Genomic DNA, 24,268 nt, shown 5'->3' on the forward strand with positions numbered 1-24,268 from the left:
TGACGTCCGACATATTGGAGTATTCTACTGTAATGGTTACGGTTGGGCCTCCGAAACAAGGCGGCGACGTCAGGGTCACCAGCGTGGAGGTCGGCGAACGGGCTGCTGCGGCGGCGGAGTCGCGCATGCTGATCGACGGCAAGTTGGTGGCGGCGGCTTCGGGGGCGGAGTTCGACAATCGCAGCCCGGCCACCGGGCGGCTGTTGGGGACCACCGCGGCCGCCGACCAGTTCGACATGCAACGGGCGATCGGCGCGGCCCGGCGCGCCTTCGACGACTCGGATTGGTCCACCAACCGCCGGCTGCGCAAGCGCTGTCTGGCGCAACTGCAGTCGGCACTGGAGGCGGAGAAGGAAGAGCTGCGCACCGAGCTGATCGCCGAGGTCGGCTGCCCGGTGATGACGACCCAACTGGCACAGCTGGATTGGCCGTTGGCGGACGCGCTGCGCTACCCGGGCCGGCTGATCGACGAGTTCGAGTGGGAGCGGCTGATCGAGGGCGGCGGACTGTTCGGCGACCGCAACGTCCGCACCGTCGTCAAGGAGCCGGTCGGTGTGGTTGCGGCGATAACCCCGTCCAACTTTCCGGTCGAGGTGATCCTGAACAAGCTGGGGCCGGCGCTGGCAGCGGGCAACACCGTCGTGCTCAAGCCCGACCCGAACACTCCGTGGAACGCCACCCGGCTGGGGCGTCTGGTCGCCGAGCACACCGACATCCCCGCCGGGGTGGTCAACGTGGTGCCCACGCCGTCGAACGAGGTCGCCGGACTGCTCGGCATCGACCCCCGGGTCGACATGATCTCCTTCACCGGATCCACCTCGGTCGGCAAGCTGCTGGCCCGCAACAGCGCTGACACGATGAAGCGGACCTTCCTGGAGTTGGGCGGCAAGTCGGCGCTGATCGTGCTCGACGACGCCGACCCGGCCAAGGTCATCCCCAGTGCGGTCGGGGTGTGCGTGCACGCCGGGCAGGCTTGCGCGGCTACCACCCGGATGCTGGTGCACCGCTCCCTGTTCGACGAGGTGGTGGCCGCGGTGACCGCGGCGTTCGCGGCGGTGACGGTGGGCGACCCCGTGCTACCGCAGACCCTGGTGGGCCCGCTGATCAGCGCGCAGCAGAAGCAGCGGGTGCTCGACGCGATTGCGCAGGCTCGGCTCGACGGGGCCGAGATCACCACCGGCGGAGGGGGGTACGAAGACCTGCCGGCTCACCTGGCCGACGGGCACTACGTGCAGCCCACGGTGATCGTCGGCGTCGATAACAGCGCGGCCATCGCGCAGCAGGAGGTGTTCGGGCCGGTGCTGGTGATCCTGCCGTTCGGCGACGACGACGAAGCGGTGCGGATCGCCAACGACAGTGCATTCGGGTTGGCCGGTGCGGTGGTCTCGGCGTCATCGGAGCGGGCCATGGCGGTGGCCCGGCGGGTGCGCACCGGGGCGATCGGCGTCAACGGCGGCATGTACTACGGCGCCGACGTGCCCTTCGGGGGCTACAAGAACAGCGGCTGGGGCAGGCAGTGCGGGATCGAGGGGTTCTCGCAGTACCTGGAGACCAAGACCATCGGTTATCGGAAACCGCGGGGGGCGTAAGGCAGTCCGCGCGGTTCGGTCATCGACTGTGCGGTTTGGTGCGCCCTCATCGGTGGGTCGCGTACGAAACCGCACAGTCGGAGAGATCTACCTGAACGTCACCGGCAGCGAGCGCGGTGACCGGAACGGCTGACCGTAGATGTGTGGATTGTCGTCGGTCACCAGCGTGATATCGCTGAGGCGGTCCAGGAGGCACTCCATCGCGACCCGCATCTCCATCCGGGCGAGATGCAACCCCATGCAGGTGTGCTCGCCGGCGGCGAACGTGATGTGCGGAATCCACTTGCGGAAGATGTCGAACACCTCGGCGCGCTCCCACCGCGCCTCGTCGCGGTTGGCTGACCCGATGCAGACATCGACGACCGCGCCGGCCGGAATCGCGACGCCAGCCACCTCGGTGTCGCGGATTGCGGTGCGCTGCACGGTAGTCAGCGGCGTCTCGTAGCGCAGCCCCTCCTCGATGGCGGGGCCGATCAGGTCGCCGTCGGCTTGCACCGCGGCGAACTGTTCGGGATGAGTCAGCAACAGGTAAAGCAGGTTGCTGGTGGCCCGGTAGGTGGTCTCCAGCCCGGCCGGCAGCAGCAGGCGAAGGAACGAATAGATCGCCTCATCGCTGAGCTTCTCGCCGTCGACCTCTGCGGTGACCAGATCACCGATGATGTCCTCAGTCGGATGGGACTTGCGCTTGTCCATCTGTGCCAGGAAGTACTCCTTCAACGCCGCTGAGGCGGAGAACGCGCGCTCGTAGTTGACGGTGTAGCTGATCAGCTCGATCGCGCGCTGACGGAACCACGGCAGGTCCTCTTCGGGCAGGCCCAACAGCTTCGAGATGACCCGGGTGGGGAACTCGAAGGTGAAGCCGGCCACCAGGTCGGCAGAACCCGCGTCGATGAACTCGTCGATCAGCCTGTTGCAGATCGGCCGCACCACGTCGGGCTCCCAGTGCACCAACGATTTCCGCTTGAAGGCCGACGACACCAGATTGCGATGCTTGCGGTGCGGCTCGCCCTCCATCGCCAGGATGGTCGGTCCCAGGAATAATCCGATGGTGACGTCGTAGATGTGGGAGTTGAAGGAATCCGCTTCCCGGAACACCTGGTTCACGGCGTCGAAAGAGACGGCGGCGAACTGCGTTTCGGGCCGCAGCGACGCCGGGGTCTTGGAGTAGTCCATGACCGTTCCGGGGAAGACCCCGGCGTGCGCGCGCTTGCGCTCGAAGTACGGATAGGGGTTGGTAAGGTAGCCGGCCGGCTTGTCGAGTGCGGCGGCGACGTCGTCGACCTGGCTCTTCACGGCTGGTCTCCCGTCTCAAGTGGAGCAATTTACTGTAAGCATTACAGTAAATGATCGGGCAGGTGTCGCGCCAGTGTCAGGCGAGGCTGACCGGCATTCGCTTGATGCCGTGCGCAAAGGTGCTGTGCAGGTACTCCGGTTCGCCGAGCGTGACCTCCGGCAGCCGGGTGAGCAGCTCATAGAACAGGTGCCGCAGCTCCATCCGGGCCACGTGGGTGCCCAGGCAGTAGTGCGCTCCGCCGCCGCCGAAGCCCAGGTGCGGGTTGGCGGCACGGGTGATGTCGAATTCGTGCGGCCGGTCGAACACCGTCTCGTCGCGGTTGGCCGAGCAGTAGAACAGGGCGACCTTTTCGCCGGCCTTGATCGTGGTCCCGGCCACCTCGGTGTCCACCACGGCGTGGCGCGCGAAGGCGATCACCGGAGTCGCCCACCGCACGAATTCCTCGACCGCGGCGTCGATCCGGTTGTCGAAGTCGGCCAGCAACCACGCACGCTGCTCGGGGTGATCGACGAGGGCCTTGAACGCGTGCGTGGTGGTCTGCTTGGTGGTGTCGTTGCCGGCCGAACCGAGCAGCACCATGAACGAGCCCAGTTCCTCGTCGGTGAGGCGGTGGCCGTCGACCTCGGCATTGACCAGCGCGGTCATCAGATCGTCGTGCGGCTCGGCGCGGCGGCGCTGCGCCAGCTCGATACCGGATCCGGCCAACACGCCCAACTGCGTCATGACATGCACGGCCCGCTCCTCCAGCGAGGCGTACTCGTCGTCGCTGCCGCTGAACAGGCATTCGGCCGCGTAGGCGACCTTCTCCTGGTCGGCGGGATCGATGCCGATCATGTCGGAGATGGTGCGCATCGGCAGCTGTCCGGAACAGCTTGCGACGAAGTCGATCTGGTCGCCGGTACGCAGTCGCGCCAGTAGGTCGTCGACGATGCTGCGAGCGTTGGTCTTGATCTGCTCCTCGATCCGGCGGACCTGTCGCGGGGTGAACCCCGAGCTGATGAGCTTGCGATACCGGGTGTGGTCGGGCGGGTCCATCGCCAGGAAGAACGTCATGTTGCGCTGGATTTCGGCCGGCATCGGATCGACGCTGACCCCCTCGCGCGAGCAGAACAGCTCTTCGTGCTGGCTGATGAACTTGATGTCGGTGTGCCGCGTCGCCGCCCAGTATCCGGTCTCCTGGTGGGGGAAGACGGCCGGCATCGGCCGGTGCCAGGTCAGGCCCTGCTCGCCGCGCAGGGTTGCGAAGGTCTCGTCGCGGGTGCGAAAGTCCTTGTCCCAGAAGCCGGGATCCGAGATGTCGAGTCGGTGGTGAGGGTATGGAGACGTCGGAGTGCCGGCTGATGAACTCAGGGTCATGGTGTCCTCTCGAAGCGCGGGCCCTGCAGGGGGTGTCGCCCGTGGCGCCAGCCACCCGAAAAGCCGACAGTAAGCACGACTGTAACGAATTCGGCGCCGGTGGACAATGCTACGGTTGGCCCTACCGACAGCCCCACTGAACATCCGACCGGGGCGGCGAAAGATGCGAACAGGAGCCGAGAATGGCCGAGACCATCGGGTTCGTCGGAGCCGGCAAAATGGGCGAGCCGATGGTGCTGCGTCTTGTCGATGCGGGCTTCTCCGTGCAGGTTTACGCGCGCCGTCCGGAGGTGCGCGAACGGCTGGCGGCCGCCGGCGCGGTGCCGGTGGAGTCGGTCGCCGCCGTCGCACGCGATGCCGGCGTCGTGGTCAGCTGCCTGTTCTCCGACGCTCAGCTGCGCGAGGTCGCCACCGGTGCCGACGGGCTGCTGGCCAGCGCCGGCCCCGACACGGTCGTGGTCTCGCACACCACCGGAACGGTGAGCACGCTGACCAAACTGATGGCGGAATTTCCGGACGGCCCGGTGCTGGTGGACGCGCCGGTCAGCGGCGGCGCCCACGACATCGCCGCCGGCAAGCTGACTGTCCTGCTCGGCGGTCCCGACGATGCGGTGGCTCGCGCACAGCCGGTGCTGGCCGCCTACGCCGATCCGGTGATCACCACCGGAGGCCTGGGCACCGCGCTCAACCTCAAGCTGATCAACAACGTGCTGTTCGCCGCCAATGCGCAACTCGTCGCTGCCGCCGTCGAGCTGGCGAAGAACCTCGGAGTGCCCGACGCCAGTCTGTTCTCGGCGCTGGAGCACTGCAGCGGCGGTAGCCGGGCCGCAGGCTACGTGCAGTCGGCCGGGGGAGTGGAGAGCTTCGCCCAAGTCGTTGCGCCCTTCATGCGCAAAGACGTCGCGGCCTGTATCGAGGCCGCCGCCGACCGTGGCGTCGAGTTGGGACAGCTGCGCGCGGTGGCCGAGACCGGACCCCTGGACCTGTCGTGAGCGACCTGCTGAACCTGCTGGCGAGACAACGGCAGTCGTTCGTCGCCGACGGCCCGCCCAGCGCGGCGGTGCGGCGCAATCGCATTGACCGCTTGTTGGCGATGGTGCTGGACAACACCGACGCCTTCGTCGATGCGATGGCCGCTGATTTCGGTACCCGGTCCCGGTCGGCGTCGCTGGCAACCGAACTGGTCGGCATGATCCCGGTGATCGAACACACCCGATCCCACGTCAAGCAGTGGATGCGGACCGGCAAGCTGCTGCGTGCCGGCAGACTGGTCGGCCTACGCGCCGAGGTGCAGCCGAGCCCGCTGGGCGTGGTGGGGATCATTGGGCCGTGGAACTTTCCACTGCAACTGGTGGTGCTGCCCGCGGCCGCGGCGTTCGCGGCCGGCAACCGGGTGATGATCAAGATGTCCGAAATCACCTCGCACACTGCAGAACTGATGCAAGAGCTGGCGCCCAGATACTTCCAGGGCGACGAGCTCGCCGTGGTCACCGGGGGCGTCGATGTCGCGGCCGCGTTCGCGGGCCTGCCGTTCGACCACCTGTTCTTCACCGGATCGCCGTCGGTAGGTGCGCTGATCCAGCGCGCCGCGGCGGACAACCTGGTCCCGGTGACCTTGGAGTTGGGCGGCAAGAACCCCGTCGTGGTGGCCCCCGGCGCCGACATCGCGCGATCGGCGAAACGGATCGCCTCGGCCCGGATGGTCAACGGCGGGCAGGTCTGCGTGTGCCCCGATTACGTTCTGGTGCCCGAACGCGAGATCGACTCGTTCGTCGAGGTCGCCCGTGCGACGCTGCGGGAGATGTTCCCGACCATCGTGGCAAACGGCGACTACTGCTCCAGCATTAATGAGGCCAACTTCGATCGCGTCATGGGCCTGATCGAGGATGCCCGCTCGCGGGGCGCCACCGTGGAGGCCGTCGCCCCGGAGGGTGAGGTGCTGCCCGATCGCGGCTCCCGCAAGATCGCCCCGACGATCGTGCGCGACGTCGACGCGACGATGCGCATCGCCGAGGAGGAGATCTTCGGCCCGGTGCTGATGGTGCAGGGATACCGCAGTCTCGACGAGGCCATCGATGAGATCAACGCGCGTCCGGCGCCGCTGGTCGCCTATTGGTTCGGCCCCGGCGACAAGGACTTCCGTGACTTCGTGCGGCGCACCAGAAGTGGCGGAGTGGCCCGCAACGACTTCGCCGCGCAGATGATCCCGTCCGGCGCGCCGTTCGGTGGCGTGGGGCGCAGCGGCATGGGCGCCTACCACGGCAAGGCCGGCTTCGACGCGTTCAGCCACTACCGGACGGTGGTCGGTTCCGATCTGCCGTTCAGCCTCACCGGATCCGCCGCGCCGCCGTTCAAGCCCGGGATGCGCCTGTATGCCGACACGATGTTGCGCAGGGCGCGCAACCGGACGCACCGCAGGCTGGCGAAGCGCGGCTAACCCTGTTCGGCCTGCTCGCGCGCCCACCGGTAGTCGGCCTTGCCGGCCGGGCTGCGCACGATCGTCGGCCGGAAGATGACCGCCTTGGGCAGCTTGTAGCGGGCCAGCGATCCGCCGGCGTGCTCGATCAGGTCGGTGTCGGTAGCGGAGGCACCGTCGGCGAGGGCCACCACGGCCACCACCTCCTGCCCCCACCGTTCGCTGGGCCGGCCGGCCACCACCACATCGACTACGGCCGGATGTGAGGCGATCGCCGTCTCGACCTCTTCGGCGAAGATCTTCTCCCCGCCGGAGTTGATCGTCACCGAATCCCGGCCGAGCAACTCGATCGATCCGTCTTCCAGGTGTCGGGCCCGGTCGCCGGGCACGGCGAAGCGCATGTCGCCGATCACCGGGAACGTCGCCGCGGTCTTGGCGGCATCGCCCTTGTAACCCAGCGGGACATAGCCGCGCTGACCCAGCCAACCGAGACCGTCGTGGCCGGGTTCCAGTACGGCAGACAGATCTTCGGTCACCACGCAGGTATCCGGCCCGCCGGCGAAGGTCCCGGTCGAGACCGCACCCGAGGTCGACATGTGGCGCATCTGGGCGCCGGTCTCCGAGGAGCCGACCCCGTCGATCACCATGGCACCGGGCAGCGTCTCGATCACCTGCTGCTTGACGTAGGGCGTCAGCAACGCGCCGCCGTTGGCCACCACCATCAGCGACGACACGTCCGCGGTTCCCCTGCGGATGGCGTCGAGCAGTGGCCGGGCCATGGCGTCGCCGACAACGGTCACCGACAGCACGTTCTCCCGCTCAATGGCGCGCACCACATCGTCGGCGTCGAAATGGTCGACAACCGAAGGGAAAACCAGGGTTTGGCCGGTGTTGATCGCGGTCATCACCGCCCACTGCGCGGCGCCGTGGATCAATGGGGGCAGGATCATCAGCTTGATGCCGGGGTTCTCCCGGGCCGGCCCCACGATGTCGTCGATGGAGCTGACCTCTTCGGAGGTCATCAGGTTGCGGCCGCCGAAGGAGCCCATGAAGATGTCGTGCTGACGCCAGAGCACGCCCTTGGGCATGCCGGTGGTGCCGCCGGTGTAGAGCACATAGAGGTCGTCGGGGTCCGGCTGCACCGGCGGCGGCTGCGGCGAACTGTCGGCCAGTACCGTCTCGTAGTCCACCGCGCCCTCGAGCAGGGCGTTGCCGGAGTCGTCGGCGATTTGGATCAGCACCCGCAGTTGCGGCAGGTCGGGCAGCACCTCGGCCAGTGTCGGGGCGAACGCGGCGTGATACACCAGTGCGGTGGCGCCGGAATCGGCCAGCAGGTAAGCCAATTCGTTGCGGACGTAGCGGTAGTTGACGTTGAACGGGGCCACCCTGGCCCGGAAGCTGCCCAGCAGGGTCTCGATGAACTCGTTGCCGTTGTAGGCGTAAATCCCGAGCAGGTCCTGGCCGGTCTCGTGTGCGGCCAGCTCCGATCGCGGCGTGTGACAGCCCAGCCCTTGCGAGTGCAGGTAGGACGCCAGGCGGTTGGACCGATCGAGGATCTGGGCGTAGGTGTAGCGCCGATCGCCCTGGATCACCAGGTCGCGATCGGGAATTGCCGCGGCTACCGCCTCGGTGACGGCCGGGACGGTGAATTGGCTCGCCACGTTTGCATCAACTCCTCGGTGGTGGTGATCGTCGCCAACAGGGACAGGGTGTTCTCGATCATCGCAGCCCCGTACTCGGTCGGCACACCGGCTACCGCATCGCGGGGCAGAACCACCCGGTAGGCGGCGTTGACCGCGTCCATCACCAGGTTCGGGATGGCCACATTCAGCGAGACCCCCACGACGACAACCGTCGACACGCCGAGGTTGCGCAGCACCGCGTCCAGCTCGGTTCCGCCCATCGGTCCCACCCCGTGGCAGCGGCTCAGAACCAGATCCGATGGTTCGGGTCCGAATTCGGACAGCAGGCTGGCGCCGGGGCTGCCCGCAGCGATACTGACCGCGCGCCGGCCGGCGGCGAAAAGGCGCGCGTTATGGTTGGAGCCCCGCGCGTCCGGACGCCGGTGCACCAGGCAGTGCACCACCTGCACGCCGGCGGTCCGCGCCGCCGGTAACAGCCGGGCGATGTTGGGCAGTGCCTCGCGGCGCGCCTCGTCGGCGAGCACCGGCAGGCCGGCGTCGGGTCCCACGACCGCGCCCTGAAGCTCCTGGGTGACGATCGCGGTGCGCTCGGGGGCTACCAGGTCCCCCAGCGTCATGTCAGGACGGTTTCGTCCGCCGGTACGTCGTAGAACTGCGTCGCCCATTTCCGCAGCGTCATAAACGGTTTCGCGTCGGTCTTGGCCAGCGCCGGGTGCGCGATGTAGCGCTGGTAGCGCCAGATGCCCAGGTCGTCTTCCACGGTGGTCAAGAACTGCTTCTCGACGCGTTCGCGGATCTCATCCGGTGGGGCTTGCGAGTCGTCGCCGGGGATTCGCGGCCACCAAATCGAATAGAACAGATCCGAGCGACCCTCATCGACCGGTGTGCAGGTGAAGATCAGCCGGTGCCGCTGCACACCTTCGAAAATGCTGATCGCCCCGCCGAGGCCGAACAGGTGCGAGTGGAACCGCAATGCCATCGCCTCGGGGTCATCGCTGTTCACGTCCGGAAAACCGGCGACGAAGTGCCATTCCCGGTCGGCCATCTGCCAGTCCAGCAACCGGGGGGTCACCGTGGCGCGGTGCACGTACTGGAAATGCGCGCTGTCGGCGGCATTTTCGGCGACGATCTGCGGATGGACCGGCTCGCCTTCCAGGCGACGGGAGAACTCCGGAAAGGCCCGGTAGTAGTCCTCAGGGCCGGCGGTGAACTGGGGGAACTTTCCGAAGATGTCCGGCATCTCCCACTGGGGTTCTTGGCCGTCGGGATGGTGCCAGAGGAAAACGCAGCCGTACTGCTCCATGACCGGGTAGACGCGAAGGCGCAGCGCCTTGTTCGGCCGGTCCGGTTGGTAGGGGATGAATTTGTTGCAACCGTCGGGCCCCCACTGCCACCCGTGGAACGGGCACTCGACGCGCTCTTCCACCACTTTTCCGCCGTGGCCGAGGTGGGCGCCGAGGTGTTTGCAGTGTGCCTCCATCACGTGCAGCTCACCGGACTCGCCGCGGTAGGCGACCAGGTCCTCGCCGAAGTAGTGCAGGGCGCGGGTCTGGCCGACCTCGAACTCGGGTGACCAGCCGATCATGAACCAGCCGGTGACCTTCCAGGTGAACGGAACTTTCATCGCGTTTCCTCTCACGGGAGCTAACTGAATACCGTACCGTAGGGCATTCAGTAGAGAAAGAGCTGACGGGAGGCCGCCGACATGTCGCACGCCGGCGAGGCGGAATGTTTCGACGCGCTGGTCATCGGGGCCGGTTTCTCCGGTTTGTACGCCCTGCACAAGCTGCGCGAACTCGGACTGCGCACCCGAGTGCTGGAGATGGCCGAGGGGGTCGGAGGCACGTGGCTGCTCAACCGGTATCCGGGGGCACGCTGCGACATCGAGAGCATCGAGTACTCCTACAGCTTCTCCGAGGAGATCCAGCAGGACTGGGTCTGGACCGAAACCATGCCGGCCCAGCCGGAGATCGAGGCATACCTGAACTTCGTCGCCGACCGGCTTGACCTGCGCCGCGATATCGTGCTGCGCACCGAGGTCGTCGCGATGACCTACGACGACGATGCCGCGATGTGGTCGGTAGCGACCGACACCGGAGAGCGTTTCCTGGCGCCGTTCGTGGTGGCCGCATCGGGAATCCTGTCGGTGCCACTGGAACCCGATATCGCCGGCATGAGCGGCTTCCAGGGGACCTCGCTGTACACCAGCCGGTGGCCCGAATCGGGTGTGGACTTGTCCGGCAAGCGGGTGGGCGTCGTCGGCACCGGGTCCACCGGCGTCCAGCTGATCCCGGTCGTCGCTCGAGAAGCCGGGCAGCTCCACGTGTTTCAGCGATCGGCGGCCTACACGCTGCCGTGGCGGGTGCGCCGCTTCGCCCCTGGCGAACTGGAGGCACTGAAGGCCGACTACGGCCGGATCCGCGCCGCGCAGCGCGAGCACCCGGTCGGCGCCGCGCGGCTGTCCGCCTTCTCGGTGCTGCTCGACATGCTGGGCCGGCCACCGGTCAAGTCCGCGTCGCGGGACGAGCAGCTGCGTGCGATCACCGAGCACGGGGTAATGGGCGCGCTGAATTGGGGCGACGTCTTCTTCGATGTCGAGGCCAACCGGATGGCCGCCCAGCTGTACGGCGAAGCCGTGGCCCGAATCGTGCGCGACCCGCGGACGGCCGCCGCCCTGGTGCCGACCCACCCGTTCGCCTGCAAGCGACCGATCATCGATCAGGGCTACTACGAGACGTTCAACCGCGACAACGTGACACTGGTCGACCTGCGCGCCGAGCCGATCAGCACGGTGACGTCGAGCGGCGTGCGGACCGCGCACGCCCACTACGACCTCGACGTGATCATCTACGCCACCGGCTTCGATGCCATGACCGGCGCGCTGAGCCGCATTGACGTCCGGGGTCGCGACGCGACGTTGCTTCGCGACGTCTGGGCGAACGAGGGGCCGGTGTCCTACCTGGGGCTGCAAGTCGCCGGATTCCCGAATCTGTTCACCGTACAAGGCCCCGGCAGCCCTAGTGCGGCAACCAATTTCGTTGCCGCGCTGGAGCAGCACGTGGAGTGGATCGCCGACTGCATCGCCTACCTGCGGGCCAATGGCCACCGCACGATCGAGGCGCTGCCGGCGGCGCAAGCCGAGTGGATCGAACACACCACATCCCTGGTCGCGCCGACGGTGCTGGTTCACCCGTCGTGCAATTCCTGGTACAACGGCGGAAACGTCCCCGGCAAGAAGCGAATGTATATGGGCTATACCGGCGGGATTCCGGAGTATCGCCGCCGCTGCGACGAGATCGCTGCCGGTGGCTACACCGGTTTCACCCTGGGATGACGATGGGATCGGCGCAACGCGTACCGCAGATCATCAGGGGACTCGGCGGGGTGCTGCCTCGGTCGGTTCAGGCGCTGAGCGTTTCACCGGACTGGGCGCCGGCCTCGCCCCGCGGGATGCGCCAGCTGGGCGAGGTGCTGCTCGACGAGTTGACGCTGACCGGTATGACGCTGTTTGCTCCCGCCCCGGTGCTGGCCCGGCCGATGCCGGAGTGTGCGTCGGCCGCCGAGGAGCTGTCCGGGTTGAGTATCGAGGCCGCGCATACCGCGCCGAACCCGTTGCAGGTGACCGCAGTTCGCCGGCGCCGGCTGGCGGGGCTCACCGTCGAGCAGTTGAGCTTCCGGCACGATCCCCAATTGCCGCCGTCGTTGGCCGAGTTCGCCGGCCCGGCGACCGCCGCCGTACAGGTGTGCCGGCGGCACGGTGCTCGGCGGCCCTGGCTGGTCTGGGTGCACGGGGCCGGTCAGGGCAGCTGGCCGGATCTGCTGGTGGCGCGGGTGGCGCGACTGCACCGCCTGGGTTTCAACATCGCGCTGCCGGTGCAGCCCGGCCACGGAGTGCGCCGCCGCGCCTGGCCGCCCTACCCCGGACACGACCCGCTGGCCAATGTCGCCGGCATGATGCGCGCGATCTCCGAAGTCCGTGCGGTGGTGCGCTGGGTGGCGCCGCAGGCCACCGCGGTGACGGTGGCCGGTGTCTCGTTGGGTAGTCCGGTCGCCGCGCTGGTGTCGCACCTGGAGACCGACGTCGACGCCGTCGCGGTGTACACCCCGATCGCGGGACTCAACTCGATGATCGCCCACCATCTGTGGCGGTGGGGCCCGGCGGGGGTGTCGGTGTCCGACGCGTTGCACTCCGAGATCGCCGCGGCATTGATGTCGGTGGTCGACCTGCTGCAGACCGACCCGACGCCGCCCGCGGGGCGCCGGTTGATCGTGGCGGCGCGACACGACCGGATGGCCTACCCGGAACCCGCAGTGGCCCTGCATCATCGGTGGGGCGGGCAGCTGTTCTGGCACGACGGCGGCCACGCCGGACACCTTTTCTCGCGGCGGGTGCAGCTGCAGACGGAGCGATTTCTTCAGGAGGCGGTCAGGTGACGCAACGCGTACTCGACGAGCTGGGCTACTACCTGCTGGCCGGCGCCGGCGGCGAGGGGCCGGCCACGCTGATGGACGAGGCCCGCCGCGGCGAGGAGCTCGGGTTCGGCACCGCGTTCCTCTCCGAGCGGTGGAACGTCAAGGAAGCCTCATCGCTGGCCGGTGCGGCCTGCGCGGTCACCCGCCGGATGCAGATCGCGACCGCCGCCACCAATCACAACACTCGCCACCCGCTGATCACCGGGTCATGGGCGACCACCCTGCACCGGTTGTCCGGCGGCCGGTTCACTCTCGGGCTCGGTCGCGGCGTGGCCGCCATGTACTCCGCGTTCGGCATCCCGGCGGTCACCACCGGGCAGCTGGAGGACTTCGCACAGGTGATGCGCCGGCTGTGGCGTGGCGAGGTGATTCTCAACCACGACGGGCCGATCGGGCGCTACCAGGTGCTGTTCTTGGATCCCGACTTCGACGAAGACATCCGGCTGGCGTTGGTGGCGTTCGGCCCCGACACGCTGGCGCTGGGCGGCAGGCTGTTCGACGACGTCATTCTGCACACCTATTTCACTCCGGAGACCTTGCAGCGCAGCGTGGCGACGGTCAAGCAGGCCGCCGAGCGGGCCGGCCGTGACCCGGACACGGTGCGGGTGTGGTCGTGTTTCGCCACCGTCGGCGATCACCTGCCCGAGGAGCTGCGGATGAGGAAGACCGTCGGCCGGCTGGCTACTTATCTGCAGGGCTACGGCGATCTGATGGTGCGCACCAACAACTGGGATCCCACTGTGCTGCAACGCTTCCGGGAGGACCCGGTGGTGACCTCGATCCCCGGCGGCATCGATCACAAGGCCACCGCCGAGCAGATCGAGCACATCGCGACGTTGATCCCCGACGAATGGCTGGAACCGTCGGCGACCGGGCCGGCTCGCCACTGTGCGGAGCGCATCCGGGCCGAGTTCGGCTACGGCGCCGACGCGGTGCTCATGCACGGCGCCACTCCCGACGAATTGGAGCCGGTGGTCAGCGCCTACCGCGACCTCACCGACCGCCGAGCGTGAAGTTGGCTTCACTCTGGAGGGCGAGCGTGAAGCCAACTTCACAATCGGCGGGGTGGGACGGCCGACGGGCAGTCAGTCCAGGCCGCCGCGGATGGTGTCGAACGCGTCACCGAGGGCCTGCGGCAGCGCCAGCGACGCGTCGCCAAGCCAGTGTTCGTAGGCGCTCAGCGCAACACCGAGCATCGACCACGCCACCGTCTGCGGTCGCAGGTCGGTCGGGGCCGCCCCGACCCGGCGCGCCACGAACTCGGCGATGACGCCGCGCCAGCCCGCGTACATCGTCATCGAGTAGGCCTGCAGTTCGTCGGTTTGCAGGATTACCCGCATGCGCCGGCGATGCCGGGCCGTCTCGCCCTCGTCGAAGGTGTTGAACGCCAACAGCGCCCCGCGCAGCGCGTCACCGAGCGGTGCGTCGGGATCGATGCCGTCCAGCAGCTCGCGCAGCTGCCGCAGGTGTGCGTCGAAGTCGCCCCAGGGGATGGCGTTTTTGGAGGCGTAGTACCGAAACAGCGTGCGGCGCGCGATGCCGGCGGCGTGTGCGACGTCATCGACGCTGACGTCGGCGAACCCGCGGGTGGCGAACAGATCGATGGCCACGTCGGCGATGCCCTCCCGCGTGGTCGAGCGGCGACGGCCTACCTTCGCCTGCACCTGCGATCCGGTCCCGGCCACTTTTCTACCGACCCATCTTCCGTTCTGGCACTCGATGCCATATCCTTGCCGGGATTGTGACCGATCTGACAGTGCGCTGTCGACCCAACCGCGAAGAAAGGCCCGGACCGATGGACAACCAGCAGACCGAAGCCAGCACCCAGACCGAGCTCGTCGTCGAGAACCTGGTCGAAGAAGTATCCATCGACGGGATGTGCGGGGTCTACTGACCGTGTCCGTCGCCGGGGCGGCGCGCGTCACCGAAAGCTTCAACCCGGACGTGGGCTGGCGTCTGCATCCGCAGGTCGCGGTGCGGCCGGAGAACTTCGGCGCGCTGCTGTATCACTTCGGGACGCGCAAGCTGTCGTTCCTGAAGAACCTCACCATGGTCACGCTGGTCAACTCGCTGGCCGAGCACCCCGACGCCAGGTCGGCCTGCCGTGCCGCAGGGATCGACGCCGCCGCCGAGCCGGCCTACCTGCGTGCCCTGGGCGTCCTGGCGGCGTCCGACATCCTGATAGCCGCGGACCCCAAGGAGACACCGTGACCGCACCCGCCGCAGCCCCGAGCCTGGTCGAGCATTTCGAGCACGGCCTGGACGCCCCGATCTGCCTGACCTGGGAGCTCACCTACGCCTGCAACCTGGCCTGTGTGCACTGCCTATCCGCGTCGGGCCGGCGCGACCCGCGGGAGCTGTCCACGAGGCAATGCAAGGACATCATCGACGAGCTGGAACGCATGCAAGTGTTCTACGTCAACATCGGTGGCGGCGAACCCACTGTGCGAGACGACTTCTGGGAGCTGGTGGATTACGCCACCGCCCACCACGTCGGGGTGAAGTTCTCCACCAACGGGCTGCGGATCACCCCGGAGGTGGCGGCCAAGCTGGCGGCCAGCGACTACGTCGACGTGCAGATCTCCCTCGACGGAGCTACCGCCGAGGTCAACGACCCGATCCGCGGCAAAGGCTCGTTCGACATGGCGATCCGCGCGCTGGAGAACCTGTCCGCGGCCGGTTTCGCCGACGCCAAGATCTCGGTGGTGGCGACCCGCCACAACATCGACCAGCTCGACGACTTCGCCGAACTGGCAGCGCGATACGGCGCCACGCTGCGGATCACCCGGCTACGTCCGTCCGGCCGGGGGGTCGACGTCTGGGACGACCTGCACCCCACCGCCGACCAACAGAAGCAGCTGTACAACTGGCTGGTCGCCAAGGGCGAGGGCGTGCTGACCGGAGACTCGTTCTTCCACCTGGCGCCGCTGGGCCAGGCCGGCGCGCTGGCCGGGCTGAATATGTGCGGGGCCGGCCGGGTGGTCTGCCTGATCGACCCGATCGGCGACGTCTACGCCTGCCCGTTCGCCATCCACGACGAGTTCCTGGCCGGAAACGTGTTGGCCGACGGCGGATTCGATCAGGTCTGGAAGCATTCCCAGCTGTTCAACGACCTGCGCAGCCCCACGGCGGGGGGCGCCTGTGCCAGCTGCCCCCTGTATGACACCTGCCGGGGCGGCTGCATGGCTGCCAAGTTCTTCACCGGCCTGCCGATGGACGGACCCGACCCGGAATGCGTCCGTGGGTTCGGCGAGGAGGCGCTGGCCGGCGAGCGGCAGAAGCCGCGCCCGAGCAGCGACCACTCCCGCGGAAAGCGCAGCAGCGCGCCGCGGTCGTTGACCCTGATCACCCCCCCGAAGCCGCCCAAGCGGCTCTGCGATGAAAGCCCCATCTGACCCATGGCCCGTGATATCTGGTTCGAAACGGTCGCGATCGCTCAGGAGCGGGCGCGCAAACGCCTGCCGAAGTCCGCGTACTCGTCGCTGATCTCGGCCAGCGAGAAAGGCGTCACCGTCTCGGACAACGTCGAGTCGTTCAGCGAGCTGGGTTTCGCGCCGCACGTGGTCGGTGCGTGCGAGAAGCGTGATCTGGCGACCACCGTTATGGGCCAGGAGATTTCATTTCCGGTGATGATCTCGCCCACGGGCGTGCAAGCCGTCCACCCGGACGGCGAGGTAGCTGTCGCGCGGGCGGCCGCCGCGCGCGGCACCGCGATGGGACTGTCGTCGTTCGCCAGCAAACCGATGGAAGAAGTCATCGCGGCCAACCCCAAGACGTTCTTCCAGATTTACTGGCTGGGGGGCCGCGACGCGATAGCCGAACGCGTCGAGCGCGCTCGAGCCGCCGGTGCGGTCGGCCTCATCGCCACCACCGACTGGTCCTTCTCGCACGGCCGGGACTGGGGCAGCCCCAAGATCCCCGAGAAAATGGACATCAAGACCATGGTCAAGATGATGCCCGAGGCGCTGACCCGACCGCGGTGGTTCCTGCAGTGGGCCAAGACCATGCGCCCGCCGAGCCTGCGGGTGCCCAACCAGGGCCGACCCGGTGAACCGGGACCGCCGTTCTTCCAGGCCTACGGCGAGTGGATGGGAACCCCGCCGCCGACCTGGGAGGACATCGCCTGGCTGCGGGAACTCTGGGGCGGGCCGTTCATGCTCAAGGGGGTGATGCGCGTCGACGACGCGAAAAAGGCTGTCGACGCCGGGGTTTCGGCGATCTCGGTGTCGAACCACGGCGGCAACAACCTGGACGGTACGCCGGCCGCGATCCGGGCCCTGCCGGCCATCGCCGGGGCGGTCGGCGACCAGGTCGAGGTGCTGCTGGACGGCGGCATCCGGCGGGGCAGCGACGTGGTGAAGGCGCTGGCGCTGGGCGCCCGGGCGGTGATGATCGGCCGCGCCTATCTGTGGGGTCTGGCCGCGGCCGGGCAGCCCGGGGTGGAGAATGTCCTCGACATCCTCCGCAGCGGCGTCGACTCGGCACTGATGGGCCTCGGGCGGGCCTCGGTGCACGACCTGTCGGCTGAGGACGTGCTGATTCCGACCGGCTTCACCCGCGCGCTCGGCGTGCCCTCCGACGGACGCTAGGGCCAATGCGGCGGCCCGCCGCTAGCCCGGCAAGGCCGCCTCCACCCGTGAACTCAGGGTCCGCCGATGGTACGCCCGTGGCGGACGGGACACGCGTGATGACCCAGCATGCACCCGGGGATCCGGCGGCCGGAAATTTTCGTGCTGTCGTCGCCAACAACTGGTGTACGGCAGATGAATTCGCTTACCATCGTCCGATGGCGGTTCGCGGCGACCTCGGTAGCTCTACTTCGAGCCAGGTCCATAGCCAGCTGCCGGGGCAATCCGTGACGTTGCTGGTACCGGTCGGGTCGACGGAACAGCACGGGCCGCACTTGCCGTTGGACACCGACACCCGGATCGCCCAGGCGCTCGCCCGGGCGCTCTCGGAGCGGCTGGCCGGGTCCCCGACGGGGCACGGTTGGCCGGTGGCGCCAGCGGTGGCCTACGGCGCCAGCGGGGAGCACCAGAGCTTCGCCGGGACGATCTCGATCGGGACCGACGCGTTGAGCCGGGTGCTGCTGGAGTACGGCCGATCGGCCTGCTGCTGGGCGCAGCGGGTGGTGTTCGTCAACGGCCACGGCGGCAACATGCAAGCGCTGGCCGAGGCGGTGCGCCGGCTGCGCTCTGAGGCGCGTGATGTCGCCTGGATGCCGTGCGCCGCCGCGGCGGCCGATGCTCATGCTGGGCACGCCGAAACCTCTCTCCTGCTTCATCTTTCGCCCGATGAAGTCCGATTTGACCGGGCGCAGCCGGGTAACAGCGCGCCCCTAACGCAGCTGCTGCCGGCGATGCGCCGCGGTGGCGTCGCCGCAGTGAGCGCGGTCGGCGTGCTCGGCGATCCGACTACCGCCACCGCCGACGAGGGACGTCGGCTCTTCGCGGAGATGGTCGACAACAGCGTCGCGGCGGTCGAGGCCTGGGCTCCCGGTCCGGACGGGATGCTGCGATGACCCCGTCTCGACTGCCTGACGGTTTCGCCGTACAGGTCGACCGCAAGGTTCGGGTGCTGGGCAGCGGGTCGACGCTGCTGGGCGGGTCACCCACCCGGTTGCTGCGGCTGGCGCCGGCGGCCCAGGGCATGCTGTCCGACGGGCGCCTGGAAGTACGCGACGCCGTCAGTGCACAGCTGGCCCGCACCCTGCTCGATGCCACGGTCGCTCACCCCCGTCCCGCCGGTGGACCGTCGCATCGCGATGTAACCGTCGTTATTCCAGTGCGGGACAATGTTTTCGGGGTCAATCGGTTGATCGCCTCACTGCGGGGCCTGCGGGTCGTAGTGGTGGACGACGGGTCGCAGGTCCCGGTCCGCCCGGAGGATCTGACCGCGGCGCACTGCTGCGATGTCGAGATACTGCGCCATCCGGAGAGCAGGGGGCCGGCGGCCGCGCGCAACACCGGGCTGGCCGCGTGCACCACGGACTTCGTAGCATTCCTGGACTCCGACGTGGTGCCGCGCCGGGGCTGGCTCGAAGCGCTGCTGGGCCATTTCTGCGATCCCACCGTTGCGCTGGTCGCCCCCCGCATCGTCGGTATGGTCGCTCAGGACCACCTGGTCGCGCGGTACGAGGCCATTCGTTCATCGCTGGACCTCGGTGGGTGCGAGGCACCCGTGGTCCCCTACGGCAAGGTCGCCTACGTCCCGAGCGCGGCGATCATCTGCCGTTGTTCGGTACTGCGTGACCTGGGCGGGTTCGACGAGGCGCTGCGCTCCGGTGAGGATGTCGACCTGTGCTGGCGGCTGGTCGACGCCGGTAACCGGCTGCGGTACGAGCCGATCGCGCTGGTCGCCCACGATCACCGGATCGCACTGCGGGATTGGGTGGCGCGCAAAGTATTTTACGGCGGATCGGCCGCACCGCTGTCAGCCCGGCACCCGGACAAGACCGCGCCGATGGTGATCTCCGGCTGGGCGCTGGCGGGCTGGGCGCTGATGGCCCTCGGCTCGGTGCTGGGCCACCTGGCGTCTTTGGCGATCACGGCGCTGACCGGCCACCGGGTCGCCCGGTCCATGCGTGGGCCGGACACCGCACCCGCCGACGTGATCGCGGTGACCCTGCGTGGTCTGGCGGCTGCCGGGCTGCAGATCGCCTCGGCGCTGTGCCGGCACTACTGGCCGATCGCGCTGCTTGCCGCGTGCGTGTCGCAGCGCTGCCGCCGGGTGGTGCTGCTGGCGGCGATCAGCGACGGAATAGTGGACTGGCTGCGGCATGCGCGCAGCGACGGCGATGACCCCCGGCCGCTCGGACTGCTCGCCTACCTGCTGCTCAAACGGGTCGACGACCTGGCCTACGGGGCGGGTCTGTGGGGTGGCGTGCTGCGCGAGCGCAACCTTGCCGCACTCAAGCCGCAGATCCGCAGTTAGGCCGCTTTGACGGCTCCGGTGGTGCACAGCGATGCCCTGGTGGTGGGGGCGGGCAGCGCGGGAGCGATTGTGGCGGAACGGCTGTCGTCGGATCCGTCCTGCACCGTGACGGTGCTGGAGGCCGGCGTTGGGCTGGTCGATCCGGACCTGGCGATGCAGGCGGCGAACGGCAGGCGCTTGCCGATCGGTCCCGGCAGCCGACTGGTGCGCCGCTATGAGGCGGCGCTGACCGCTCGGGACCCCCGGCCGGCGACGATCATGCGCGGCGCGACCCTCGGTGGCTCCGGAGCCGTCAACGGCGGTTATTTCTGCCGGGGGCTGCCCGCCGACTTCGCCACCTGGCCGCCCGGCTGGTCGTGGCCCGAGGTGCTGACGTCGTTCCGGGCGATCGAAACGGACCTCGACTTCAGCGGTGACCAGCACGGTGATACCGGACCGATACCGGTCCAGCGTACGACCGAGATGTGCGACGGCACAAGGCTATTCGTTGACACCGTACAGGGGCGCGGCTTCGGCTGGATCCCCGACCTGAACGACGCGACGATGACGTCGTCGCCCGGCGTGGGTGCCGTTCCGCTCAACATCGTCGACGGGGTGCGCACCGGGCCGGGCGCGGCGTATCTGCTGCCCGCACTCGACCGGCCGAATCTGGCGGTGCTGACCGAAACCCATGCCGTCCGGGTGGAGATCGAGCGGGACCGAGCCCGGGCGGTGCACGCGGTCGGACCGGCCGGGCCGATGCGACTGACGGCAGACCGAATCGTGTTGTGTGCCGGGGCGATCGAGTCGGCGCATCTGTTGATGCTGTCCGGGGTCGGTCACGAGGCGATGCTGCGCCAGGCGGGCCTCGCGGTACGGGCAGCGCTCCCGGTCGGCCGGCACTGCGCAGACCATCCGGAATGGCTGGTGGCGGCCGACTGGCCGGGGACGCGCGACCGCCCCGCGCTGGAGGCCGTGCTGTGCGACGGCGATCTCGAAATCCGGCCCTACACCGTGGGATTCGCCGCGATGATCGACGATGGCTGGCCGGCGCGACCACCGGAGATCGGGGTGGCGCTGATGAACCCGCGGGCACGTGGCCGGCTGACGCTGGTGTCGGACGACCCGCGGGTGCCGCCGCGTATCGAGCACCGCTACGACACCGAACCCGACGACCTGACCGCACTGCGACGCGGCGTCGACCTGGTCGCCCAGCTGCGGGGCATGCGGCCCGGCGCCGCTGCACCGCGCTGGTCGACGTCCCAACACTTCTGCGGCAGCGCGCCGATGGGCTCAGCCGACGACGACACGGCGGTGCTCGATAACCAGTGCCGGGTGCGCGGCGTCGAGGGGCTATGGGTGATCGACGGCTCGGCGCTGCCCCGGATCCCGAGCCGCGGCCCACACGCGACGATCGCGATGCTGGCGCACCGGGCGGTGGAGTTCGTACGTGGTCAGGAGCGCAGCCGGTAACGGACCGGTAGGTGCTTGACGCCGCCGACGAACGTCGTCGAAATCAGTTGCGGCTCACCGGTCATCTCGATGGCATCCAGCCGTGGGATGAGTTCACGGAAGAAGCTGTCGATCTCCATTCGGGCCAGCGCGGAGGCCACGCAGAAATGCACGCCGTAGCCGAACGACAGGTGCTTATTCGGGTCGCGGCCGACGTCGAAGCGGAACGGGTCGTCGAAGACCTCCTCGTCGCGGTTGGCCGAGACGTAGGACAGATAGACCGATTCGCCCTTGGCGATCGGCACCCCGCGCACCTGGGTGTCGGCGGTCGCGGTGCGCATGAACTCCTTGACCGGAGTCACCCACCGGATGATCTCCTCGACCGCGGTGGGCATCAACGAAGGGTCGGCGCGCAGTCGCTCCCGCTGTTCGGGGTGCTCGATGAGCGCTTGCAGGCCGCCGCCGATCGCCGCGCTGGTGGTGTCGTGGCCGGCGGTGGCGATGATGACGTAGTAGGAGACGGTGTCGAGGTCCGATAGCGGCTCGCCGTCGATGCGGGCGTTGGCGATGGTCGAGGCGAGGTCTTCGGTGGGGTGGGCGCGTCGGTCTGCGGTGAGGGCGTTGAAGTAGGCGAAGAAGTCCAGCAGCACCGGCAGTTGTTCTTCCGGGGTGATGCCGCGCCGGTACTCGTCGTCGTCGCCGCCGAACAGTTCCTGGGTCAGTCGCAGCATCCGCGGAAAGTCCGATTCCGGCAGGCCCAACAGTGACATGATGACGTATAGCGGGTAATTCAGCGCGATGTCCTGTACGAAGTCGCACTCCGGGCCGATCCGCAGCATCTTGTCGACGTAGCGTTTGGCGAGCTCGTCGATGCGGGCCTTCATCGCGCGCATCGCCTTGGGCCGGAACCAGTCCGAGACGATGGCGCGCATCTTGTGGTGGTGCGGGTCGTCCATGTGGATCAGGGTGCGCAGCCCCATCCCGGAGTCCAGCAGCGAGCGCTGCAGATCGTCGGCGTCGGCGGGGGCCAGCACCGGACGCGGCTCGTTGACCCACAGCAGGTTGTCGCGCTCGATGTCCAGGATGTCGGCGTGCCGGGTGACCGCCCAGAACGGCCGGTAGGGCCGAACGTCCACCAAGGACACCGGCGCGTTGGCCCGCAGGTGGGTCAGGGCCGCGTGCAGTCGCGGTTCGTCGGCGTAGGCACTCGGGTCGGCGAACACCCTGGCGGCCTGGTCGATGATCGGTGCGCTCACGGCGGCTCCTTCGCCCGTTTTTCTTGACACGTGTCAGCTTTTATCCAGTGTCGGCGATATTGGCCCGTCGTGGCGGCGCTTTGCGCCGATCGGGCCGGGTTTGATTCGGCGTCCGGCTTCGCCTCTCCTCCGTCGAGCCTTGCCAACCGCCGGATTAGGCTCATCGGTCATGTCGACCGGATCTCGTCGCCGTCGCGGCCTGCGGGCCGGCGCGGTCGCCCTGGCACTGCTCGTGGTGCTGACCGGCGGGTGCGCGCGCTCCGACGGCGCCGCGACGCAACCGGGCCTCGGGCCGCGTGCGGTTGCGCTCAACGCCGACGTGGTGCGTACCGCCGCCGGGCTGCTGCGGGGGACGGTCGCGCCGGATCACCGCCTGTTCCAAGGCGTCCCGTATGCCGCGGCGCCGGTCGGGCCGCTGCGCTGGCAGCCACCGGCGCCGATGCCGGCGTGGCAGGGCGTGCGTGACGCCGTCAAACGCGGCCCGTGGTGCATCCAGCCGGACGCCGCCGAGGTGGACCCGATCAGCGAGGACTGCCTGTCGCTCAACGTGTGGACGCCGACCGGTTCGGCCGCCGAGCCGTTGCCGGTCATGGTCTGGATCCACGGCGGCAGTTTCACGCGGGGCGCCGGCGACATCTACCACGCACAGCGGCTGTCGGTCCGCGGCCGCATCGTTGTCGTCACCATCAACTACCGACTGGGCGCCTTGGGATTCCTGGCCGACCCCGCACTGGGGGAGGCCGGTAACTACGGGCTGGCCGATCAGCAGGCGGCGCTGCGCTGGGTGCGCGACAACATCGGCGCGTTCGGCGGCGACCCGGCCAAGGTGACCATCGCCGGAGAATCGGCCGGGGGCATGTCGGTCTGCGATCACCTGGTCGCACCGGAGTCGGCCGGTCTGTTCCGGGCCGCGATCATCCAGAGCGGGCCGTGTCAGGCGCAGGTCGAGGTCCCCGAAGCCCGGCGGGTCAGCCGCGACTACACCGCAGCCCTGGGCTGCGCCGACCGGGGCAAGCCGGACGAACAGGTCGCTTCCTGTCTGCGCGGTCTGCCGGCCGACCGGCTGACCAGACCGCTGTGGTACGCCCGGTTCGGCACCGATCAGCTCAGCGGCCCGGCGGTGGGAACCCCGCTGCTGCCGGAGGACCCGGTGCGGGTGTTCCGCGACGGCCAAGACGGCCAGGCGACCCAGGTACCGGTGCTGTTGGGCGTCAACCGCGACGAGTTCACCATGTTCGTCGCGCTGCGCTATCTGCGGGTGGGCCGGGAGATCGCCGCCGCGGAGTACCTCGACGAGCTGAAGGACACCTTCGGCCCCGGCGAAGGCGCCGCGGTGGCAGACCACTATCCGCCGGCACGCTTCGGCGGCAGCATCTCGCTGGCGTATGCGGCGGCGGCGACCGACGACATCTTCGCCTGCCTGGCCGACCGGATGGCCCACGGGCTGGCGGGCGGCGCGCCGGTGTACGGCTACGAGTTCGACGACCCGCACGCCCCGGCGCCCGAGTTGTTCGACAACCTGCCGTTTGCGATCGGCGCCACCCACTCGCTGGAGTTGCGCTACCTGTTCGACATCGGCGGCGCGCCGCCCTTGAACCCCGCGCAGCGCCGGCTGTCGGACCAGATGGTCGAGTACTGGACCGGTTTCGTGGTCAGCGGCGCACCGATCGGTGTCGGCCAGCCCGACTGGCCAGAGATCGCGAGCGGGTCCGACCGGCGGTGGATGTCGCTGCGGCCCGATGGCAGCCGGTTGATCACCGACTACGGCGCCGAGCACCAGTGTGAGTTCTGGGCGACTATTCGTTAGGTTCCCTCGCCGAGCGTGAAGGTGGCTTCACGTTCGGCGCTGAACGTGACATTGGCTTCACGTTCGAGCG

21 protein-coding genes are annotated in these 24,268 nt (G+C 68.6%); 14 read left to right on the forward strand and 7 right to left on the reverse strand.

Annotated elements, in window-relative coordinates:
* Positions 1 to 32: 32 nt before the first annotated feature.
* Entirely contained in the window at positions 33 to 1,589 is a 1,557-nt protein-coding gene (locus A5771_RS14040; RefSeq protein ID WP_064855828.1) for an aldehyde dehydrogenase family protein, read from the forward strand.
* Positions 1,590 to 1,676: 87 nt separating this feature from the next.
* Here A5771_RS14040 and A5771_RS14045 read toward each other — a convergent pair whose 3' ends face one another.
* The gene (locus tag A5771_RS14045) at positions 1,677 to 2,882 is read right to left on the reverse strand and encodes a cytochrome P450 (protein ID WP_064855829.1); all 1,206 of its coding nucleotides are present in this window, start codon (positions 2,880 to 2,882) and stop codon (positions 1,677 to 1,679) included.
* Between the two features lie 76 nt (positions 2,883 to 2,958).
* Positions 2,959 to 4,239 carry a cytochrome P450 gene (locus A5771_RS14050; protein ID WP_064855830.1) on the reverse strand — a complete coding sequence of 427 codons (1,281 nt, stop codon included), beginning with the start codon at positions 4,237 to 4,239 and terminating at the stop codon, positions 2,959 to 2,961.
* A 182-nt stretch (positions 4,240 to 4,421) separates the two neighbouring features.
* On the opposite strand from A5771_RS14050, the gene A5771_RS14055 reads away from it, so the two are divergent.
* Both A5771_RS14055 and A5771_RS14060 read left to right on the forward strand, forming a co-directional pair.
* Positions 4,422 to 5,231: an NAD(P)-dependent oxidoreductase gene (locus tag A5771_RS14055; RefSeq protein WP_064855831.1), complete on the forward strand. Its 810-nt coding sequence runs from the start codon at positions 4,422 to 4,424 to the stop codon at positions 5,229 to 5,231.
* A gap of 14 nt (positions 5,232 to 5,245) precedes the next feature.
* Positions 5,246 to 6,676 carry an aldehyde dehydrogenase family protein gene (locus A5771_RS14060; RefSeq protein WP_064855872.1) on the forward strand — a complete coding sequence of 477 codons (1,431 nt, stop codon included), beginning with the start codon at positions 5,246 to 5,248 and terminating at the stop codon, positions 6,674 to 6,676.
* Here the strand turns inward: A5771_RS14060 and A5771_RS14065 are convergent.
* The 3 genes from A5771_RS14065 to A5771_RS14075 are packed head-to-tail and all read right to left on the reverse strand — an operon-like array spanning position 6,673 to position 9,922.
* Positions 6,673 to 8,316, reverse strand: coding sequence for an acyl-CoA synthetase (locus tag A5771_RS14065; RefSeq protein WP_064855832.1), 1,644 nt, complete (start codon positions 8,314 to 8,316; stop codon positions 6,673 to 6,675). The genes A5771_RS14060 and A5771_RS14065 overlap by 4 nt on opposite strands.
* Positions 8,274 to 8,915, reverse strand: coding sequence for a cysteine hydrolase (locus A5771_RS14070; protein ID WP_064855833.1), 642 nt, complete (start codon positions 8,913 to 8,915; stop codon positions 8,274 to 8,276). The genes A5771_RS14065 and A5771_RS14070 overlap by 43 nt, the downstream gene beginning before the upstream one ends.
* Positions 8,912 to 9,922: an aromatic ring-hydroxylating oxygenase subunit alpha gene (locus A5771_RS14075; RefSeq protein WP_064855834.1), complete on the reverse strand. Its 1,011-nt coding sequence runs from the start codon at positions 9,920 to 9,922 to the stop codon at positions 8,912 to 8,914. Before A5771_RS14075 ends, A5771_RS14070 begins: the two co-directional genes overlap by 4 nt.
* 81 nt (positions 9,923 to 10,003) lie before the next feature.
* Here A5771_RS14075 and A5771_RS14080 point away from each other — a divergent pair, with 81 nt between their 5' ends.
* From A5771_RS14080 to A5771_RS14090, 3 genes are read left to right on the forward strand one after another with little or no spacing between them, the layout of a single operon-like run.
* A complete protein-coding gene (locus A5771_RS14080) occupies positions 10,004 to 11,632 on the forward strand; it encodes a flavin-containing monooxygenase (RefSeq protein WP_064855835.1) in 1,629 nt (542 codons plus the stop codon).
* Positions 11,633 to 11,634: 2 nt separating this feature from the next.
* Positions 11,635 to 12,732, forward strand: coding sequence for an alpha/beta fold hydrolase (locus tag A5771_RS14085; protein ID WP_064855873.1), 1,098 nt, complete (start codon positions 11,635 to 11,637; stop codon positions 12,730 to 12,732).
* Entirely contained in the window at positions 12,729 to 13,784 is a 1,056-nt protein-coding gene (locus A5771_RS14090; protein WP_064855836.1) for a TIGR03857 family LLM class F420-dependent oxidoreductase, read from the forward strand. Before A5771_RS14085 ends, A5771_RS14090 begins: the two co-directional genes overlap by 4 nt.
* A gap of 72 nt (positions 13,785 to 13,856) precedes the next feature.
* Here the strand turns inward: A5771_RS14090 and mftR are convergent, their stop codons facing one another.
* Positions 13,857 to 14,456: a mycofactocin system transcriptional regulator gene (gene mftR, locus A5771_RS14095; RefSeq protein ID WP_064855837.1), complete on the reverse strand. Its 600-nt coding sequence runs from the start codon at positions 14,454 to 14,456 to the stop codon at positions 13,857 to 13,859.
* A 110-nt stretch (positions 14,457 to 14,566) separates the two neighbouring features.
* On the opposite strand from mftR, the gene mftA reads away from it, so the two are divergent.
* From mftA to mftG, 7 genes are all read left to right on the forward strand, one after another.
* The gene (gene mftA, locus A5771_RS14100) at positions 14,567 to 14,665 is read left to right on the forward strand and encodes a mycofactocin precursor MftA (RefSeq protein ID WP_064855838.1); all 99 of its coding nucleotides are present in this window, start codon (positions 14,567 to 14,569) and stop codon (positions 14,663 to 14,665) included.
* A 2-nt stretch (positions 14,666 to 14,667) separates the two neighbouring features.
* Positions 14,668 to 14,982 (forward strand): mycofactocin biosynthesis chaperone MftB, encoded by a 315-nt coding sequence (gene mftB / locus A5771_RS14105; RefSeq protein WP_082947228.1) that lies wholly within the window; start codon positions 14,668 to 14,670, stop codon positions 14,980 to 14,982.
* A complete protein-coding gene (gene mftC, locus A5771_RS14110; protein WP_064855840.1) occupies positions 14,979 to 16,166 on the forward strand; it encodes a mycofactocin radical SAM maturase in 1,188 nt (395 codons plus the stop codon). Before mftB ends, mftC begins: the two co-directional genes overlap by 4 nt.
* Positions 16,167 to 16,169: 3 nt before the next feature.
* The gene (gene mftD, locus A5771_RS14115; RefSeq protein ID WP_064855841.1) at positions 16,170 to 17,360 is read left to right on the forward strand and encodes a pre-mycofactocin synthase MftD; all 1,191 of its coding nucleotides are present in this window, start codon (positions 16,170 to 16,172) and stop codon (positions 17,358 to 17,360) included.
* Positions 17,361 to 17,557: 197 nt separating this feature from the next.
* A complete protein-coding gene (mftE, locus tag A5771_RS14120; RefSeq protein ID WP_064855842.1) occupies positions 17,558 to 18,292 on the forward strand; it encodes a mycofactocin biosynthesis peptidyl-dipeptidase MftE in 735 nt (244 codons plus the stop codon).
* Positions 18,289 to 19,704 (forward strand): mycofactocin biosynthesis glycosyltransferase MftF, encoded by a 1,416-nt coding sequence (mftF, locus tag A5771_RS14125; RefSeq protein ID WP_064855843.1) that lies wholly within the window; start codon positions 18,289 to 18,291, stop codon positions 19,702 to 19,704. Before mftE ends, mftF begins: the two co-directional genes overlap by 4 nt.
* 6 nt (positions 19,705 to 19,710) lie before the next feature.
* A complete protein-coding gene (mftG, locus tag A5771_RS14130; protein ID WP_064855844.1) occupies positions 19,711 to 21,156 on the forward strand; it encodes a mycofactocin dehydrogenase MftG in 1,446 nt (481 codons plus the stop codon).
* Here mftG and A5771_RS14135 read toward each other — a convergent pair.
* Complete coding sequence (locus A5771_RS14135) at positions 21,138 to 22,391, reverse strand: cytochrome P450 (protein WP_064855845.1); 1,254 nt, start codon at positions 22,389 to 22,391, stop codon at positions 21,138 to 21,140. The genes mftG and A5771_RS14135 overlap by 19 nt on opposite strands.
* A 169-nt stretch (positions 22,392 to 22,560) precedes the next feature.
* On the opposite strand from A5771_RS14135, the gene A5771_RS14140 reads away from it, so the two are divergent.
* Positions 22,561 to 24,198, forward strand: a complete 1,638-nt coding sequence (locus A5771_RS14140) for a carboxylesterase/lipase family protein (RefSeq protein ID WP_064855846.1) — start codon at positions 22,561 to 22,563, stop codon at positions 24,196 to 24,198.
* Positions 24,199 to 24,268 lie beyond the last annotated feature (70 nt).

The organism is Mycolicibacter sinensis, assembly GCF_001667375.1.
Classification (GTDB): Bacteria; Actinomycetota; Actinomycetes; order Mycobacteriales; family Mycobacteriaceae; genus Mycobacterium; species Mycobacterium sinense_A.

Excerpts from the sequence above, each read along its gene's own strand:
- mftA (WP_064855838.1), top strand. The coding sequence starts at position 14,567 with ATGGACAACCAGCAGACCGAAGCCAGCACCCAGACCGAGCTCGTCGTC.
- A5771_RS14055 (WP_064855831.1), top strand. The coding sequence starts at position 4,422 with ATGGCCGAGACCATCGGGTTCGTCGGAGCCGGCAAAATGGGCGAGCCG.
- A5771_RS14140 (WP_064855846.1), top strand. The coding sequence starts at position 22,561 with ATGTCGACCGGATCTCGTCGCCGTCGCGGCCTGCGGGCCGGCGCGGTC.
- A5771_RS14085 (WP_064855873.1), top strand. The coding sequence starts at position 11,635 with ATGGGATCGGCGCAACGCGTACCGCAGATCATCAGGGGACTCGGCGGG.
- A5771_RS14050 (WP_064855830.1), bottom strand. The coding sequence starts at position 4,239 with ATGACCCTGAGTTCATCAGCCGGCACTCCGACGTCTCCATACCCTCAC.
- A5771_RS14080 (WP_064855835.1), top strand. The coding sequence starts at position 10,004 with ATGTCGCACGCCGGCGAGGCGGAATGTTTCGACGCGCTGGTCATCGGG.
- A5771_RS14075 (WP_064855834.1), bottom strand. The coding sequence starts at position 9,922 with ATGAAAGTTCCGTTCACCTGGAAGGTCACCGGCTGGTTCATGATCGGC.
- A5771_RS14070 (WP_064855833.1), bottom strand. The coding sequence starts at position 8,915 with ATGACGCTGGGGGACCTGGTAGCCCCCGAGCGCACCGCGATCGTCACC.
- mftF (WP_064855843.1), top strand. The coding sequence starts at position 18,289 with ATGACCCCGTCTCGACTGCCTGACGGTTTCGCCGTACAGGTCGACCGC.
- A5771_RS14040 (WP_064855828.1), top strand. The coding sequence starts at position 33 with ATGGTTACGGTTGGGCCTCCGAAACAAGGCGGCGACGTCAGGGTCACC.
- mftD (WP_064855841.1), top strand. The coding sequence starts at position 16,170 with ATGGCCCGTGATATCTGGTTCGAAACGGTCGCGATCGCTCAGGAGCGG.
- mftE (WP_064855842.1), top strand. The coding sequence starts at position 17,558 with ATGGCGGTTCGCGGCGACCTCGGTAGCTCTACTTCGAGCCAGGTCCAT.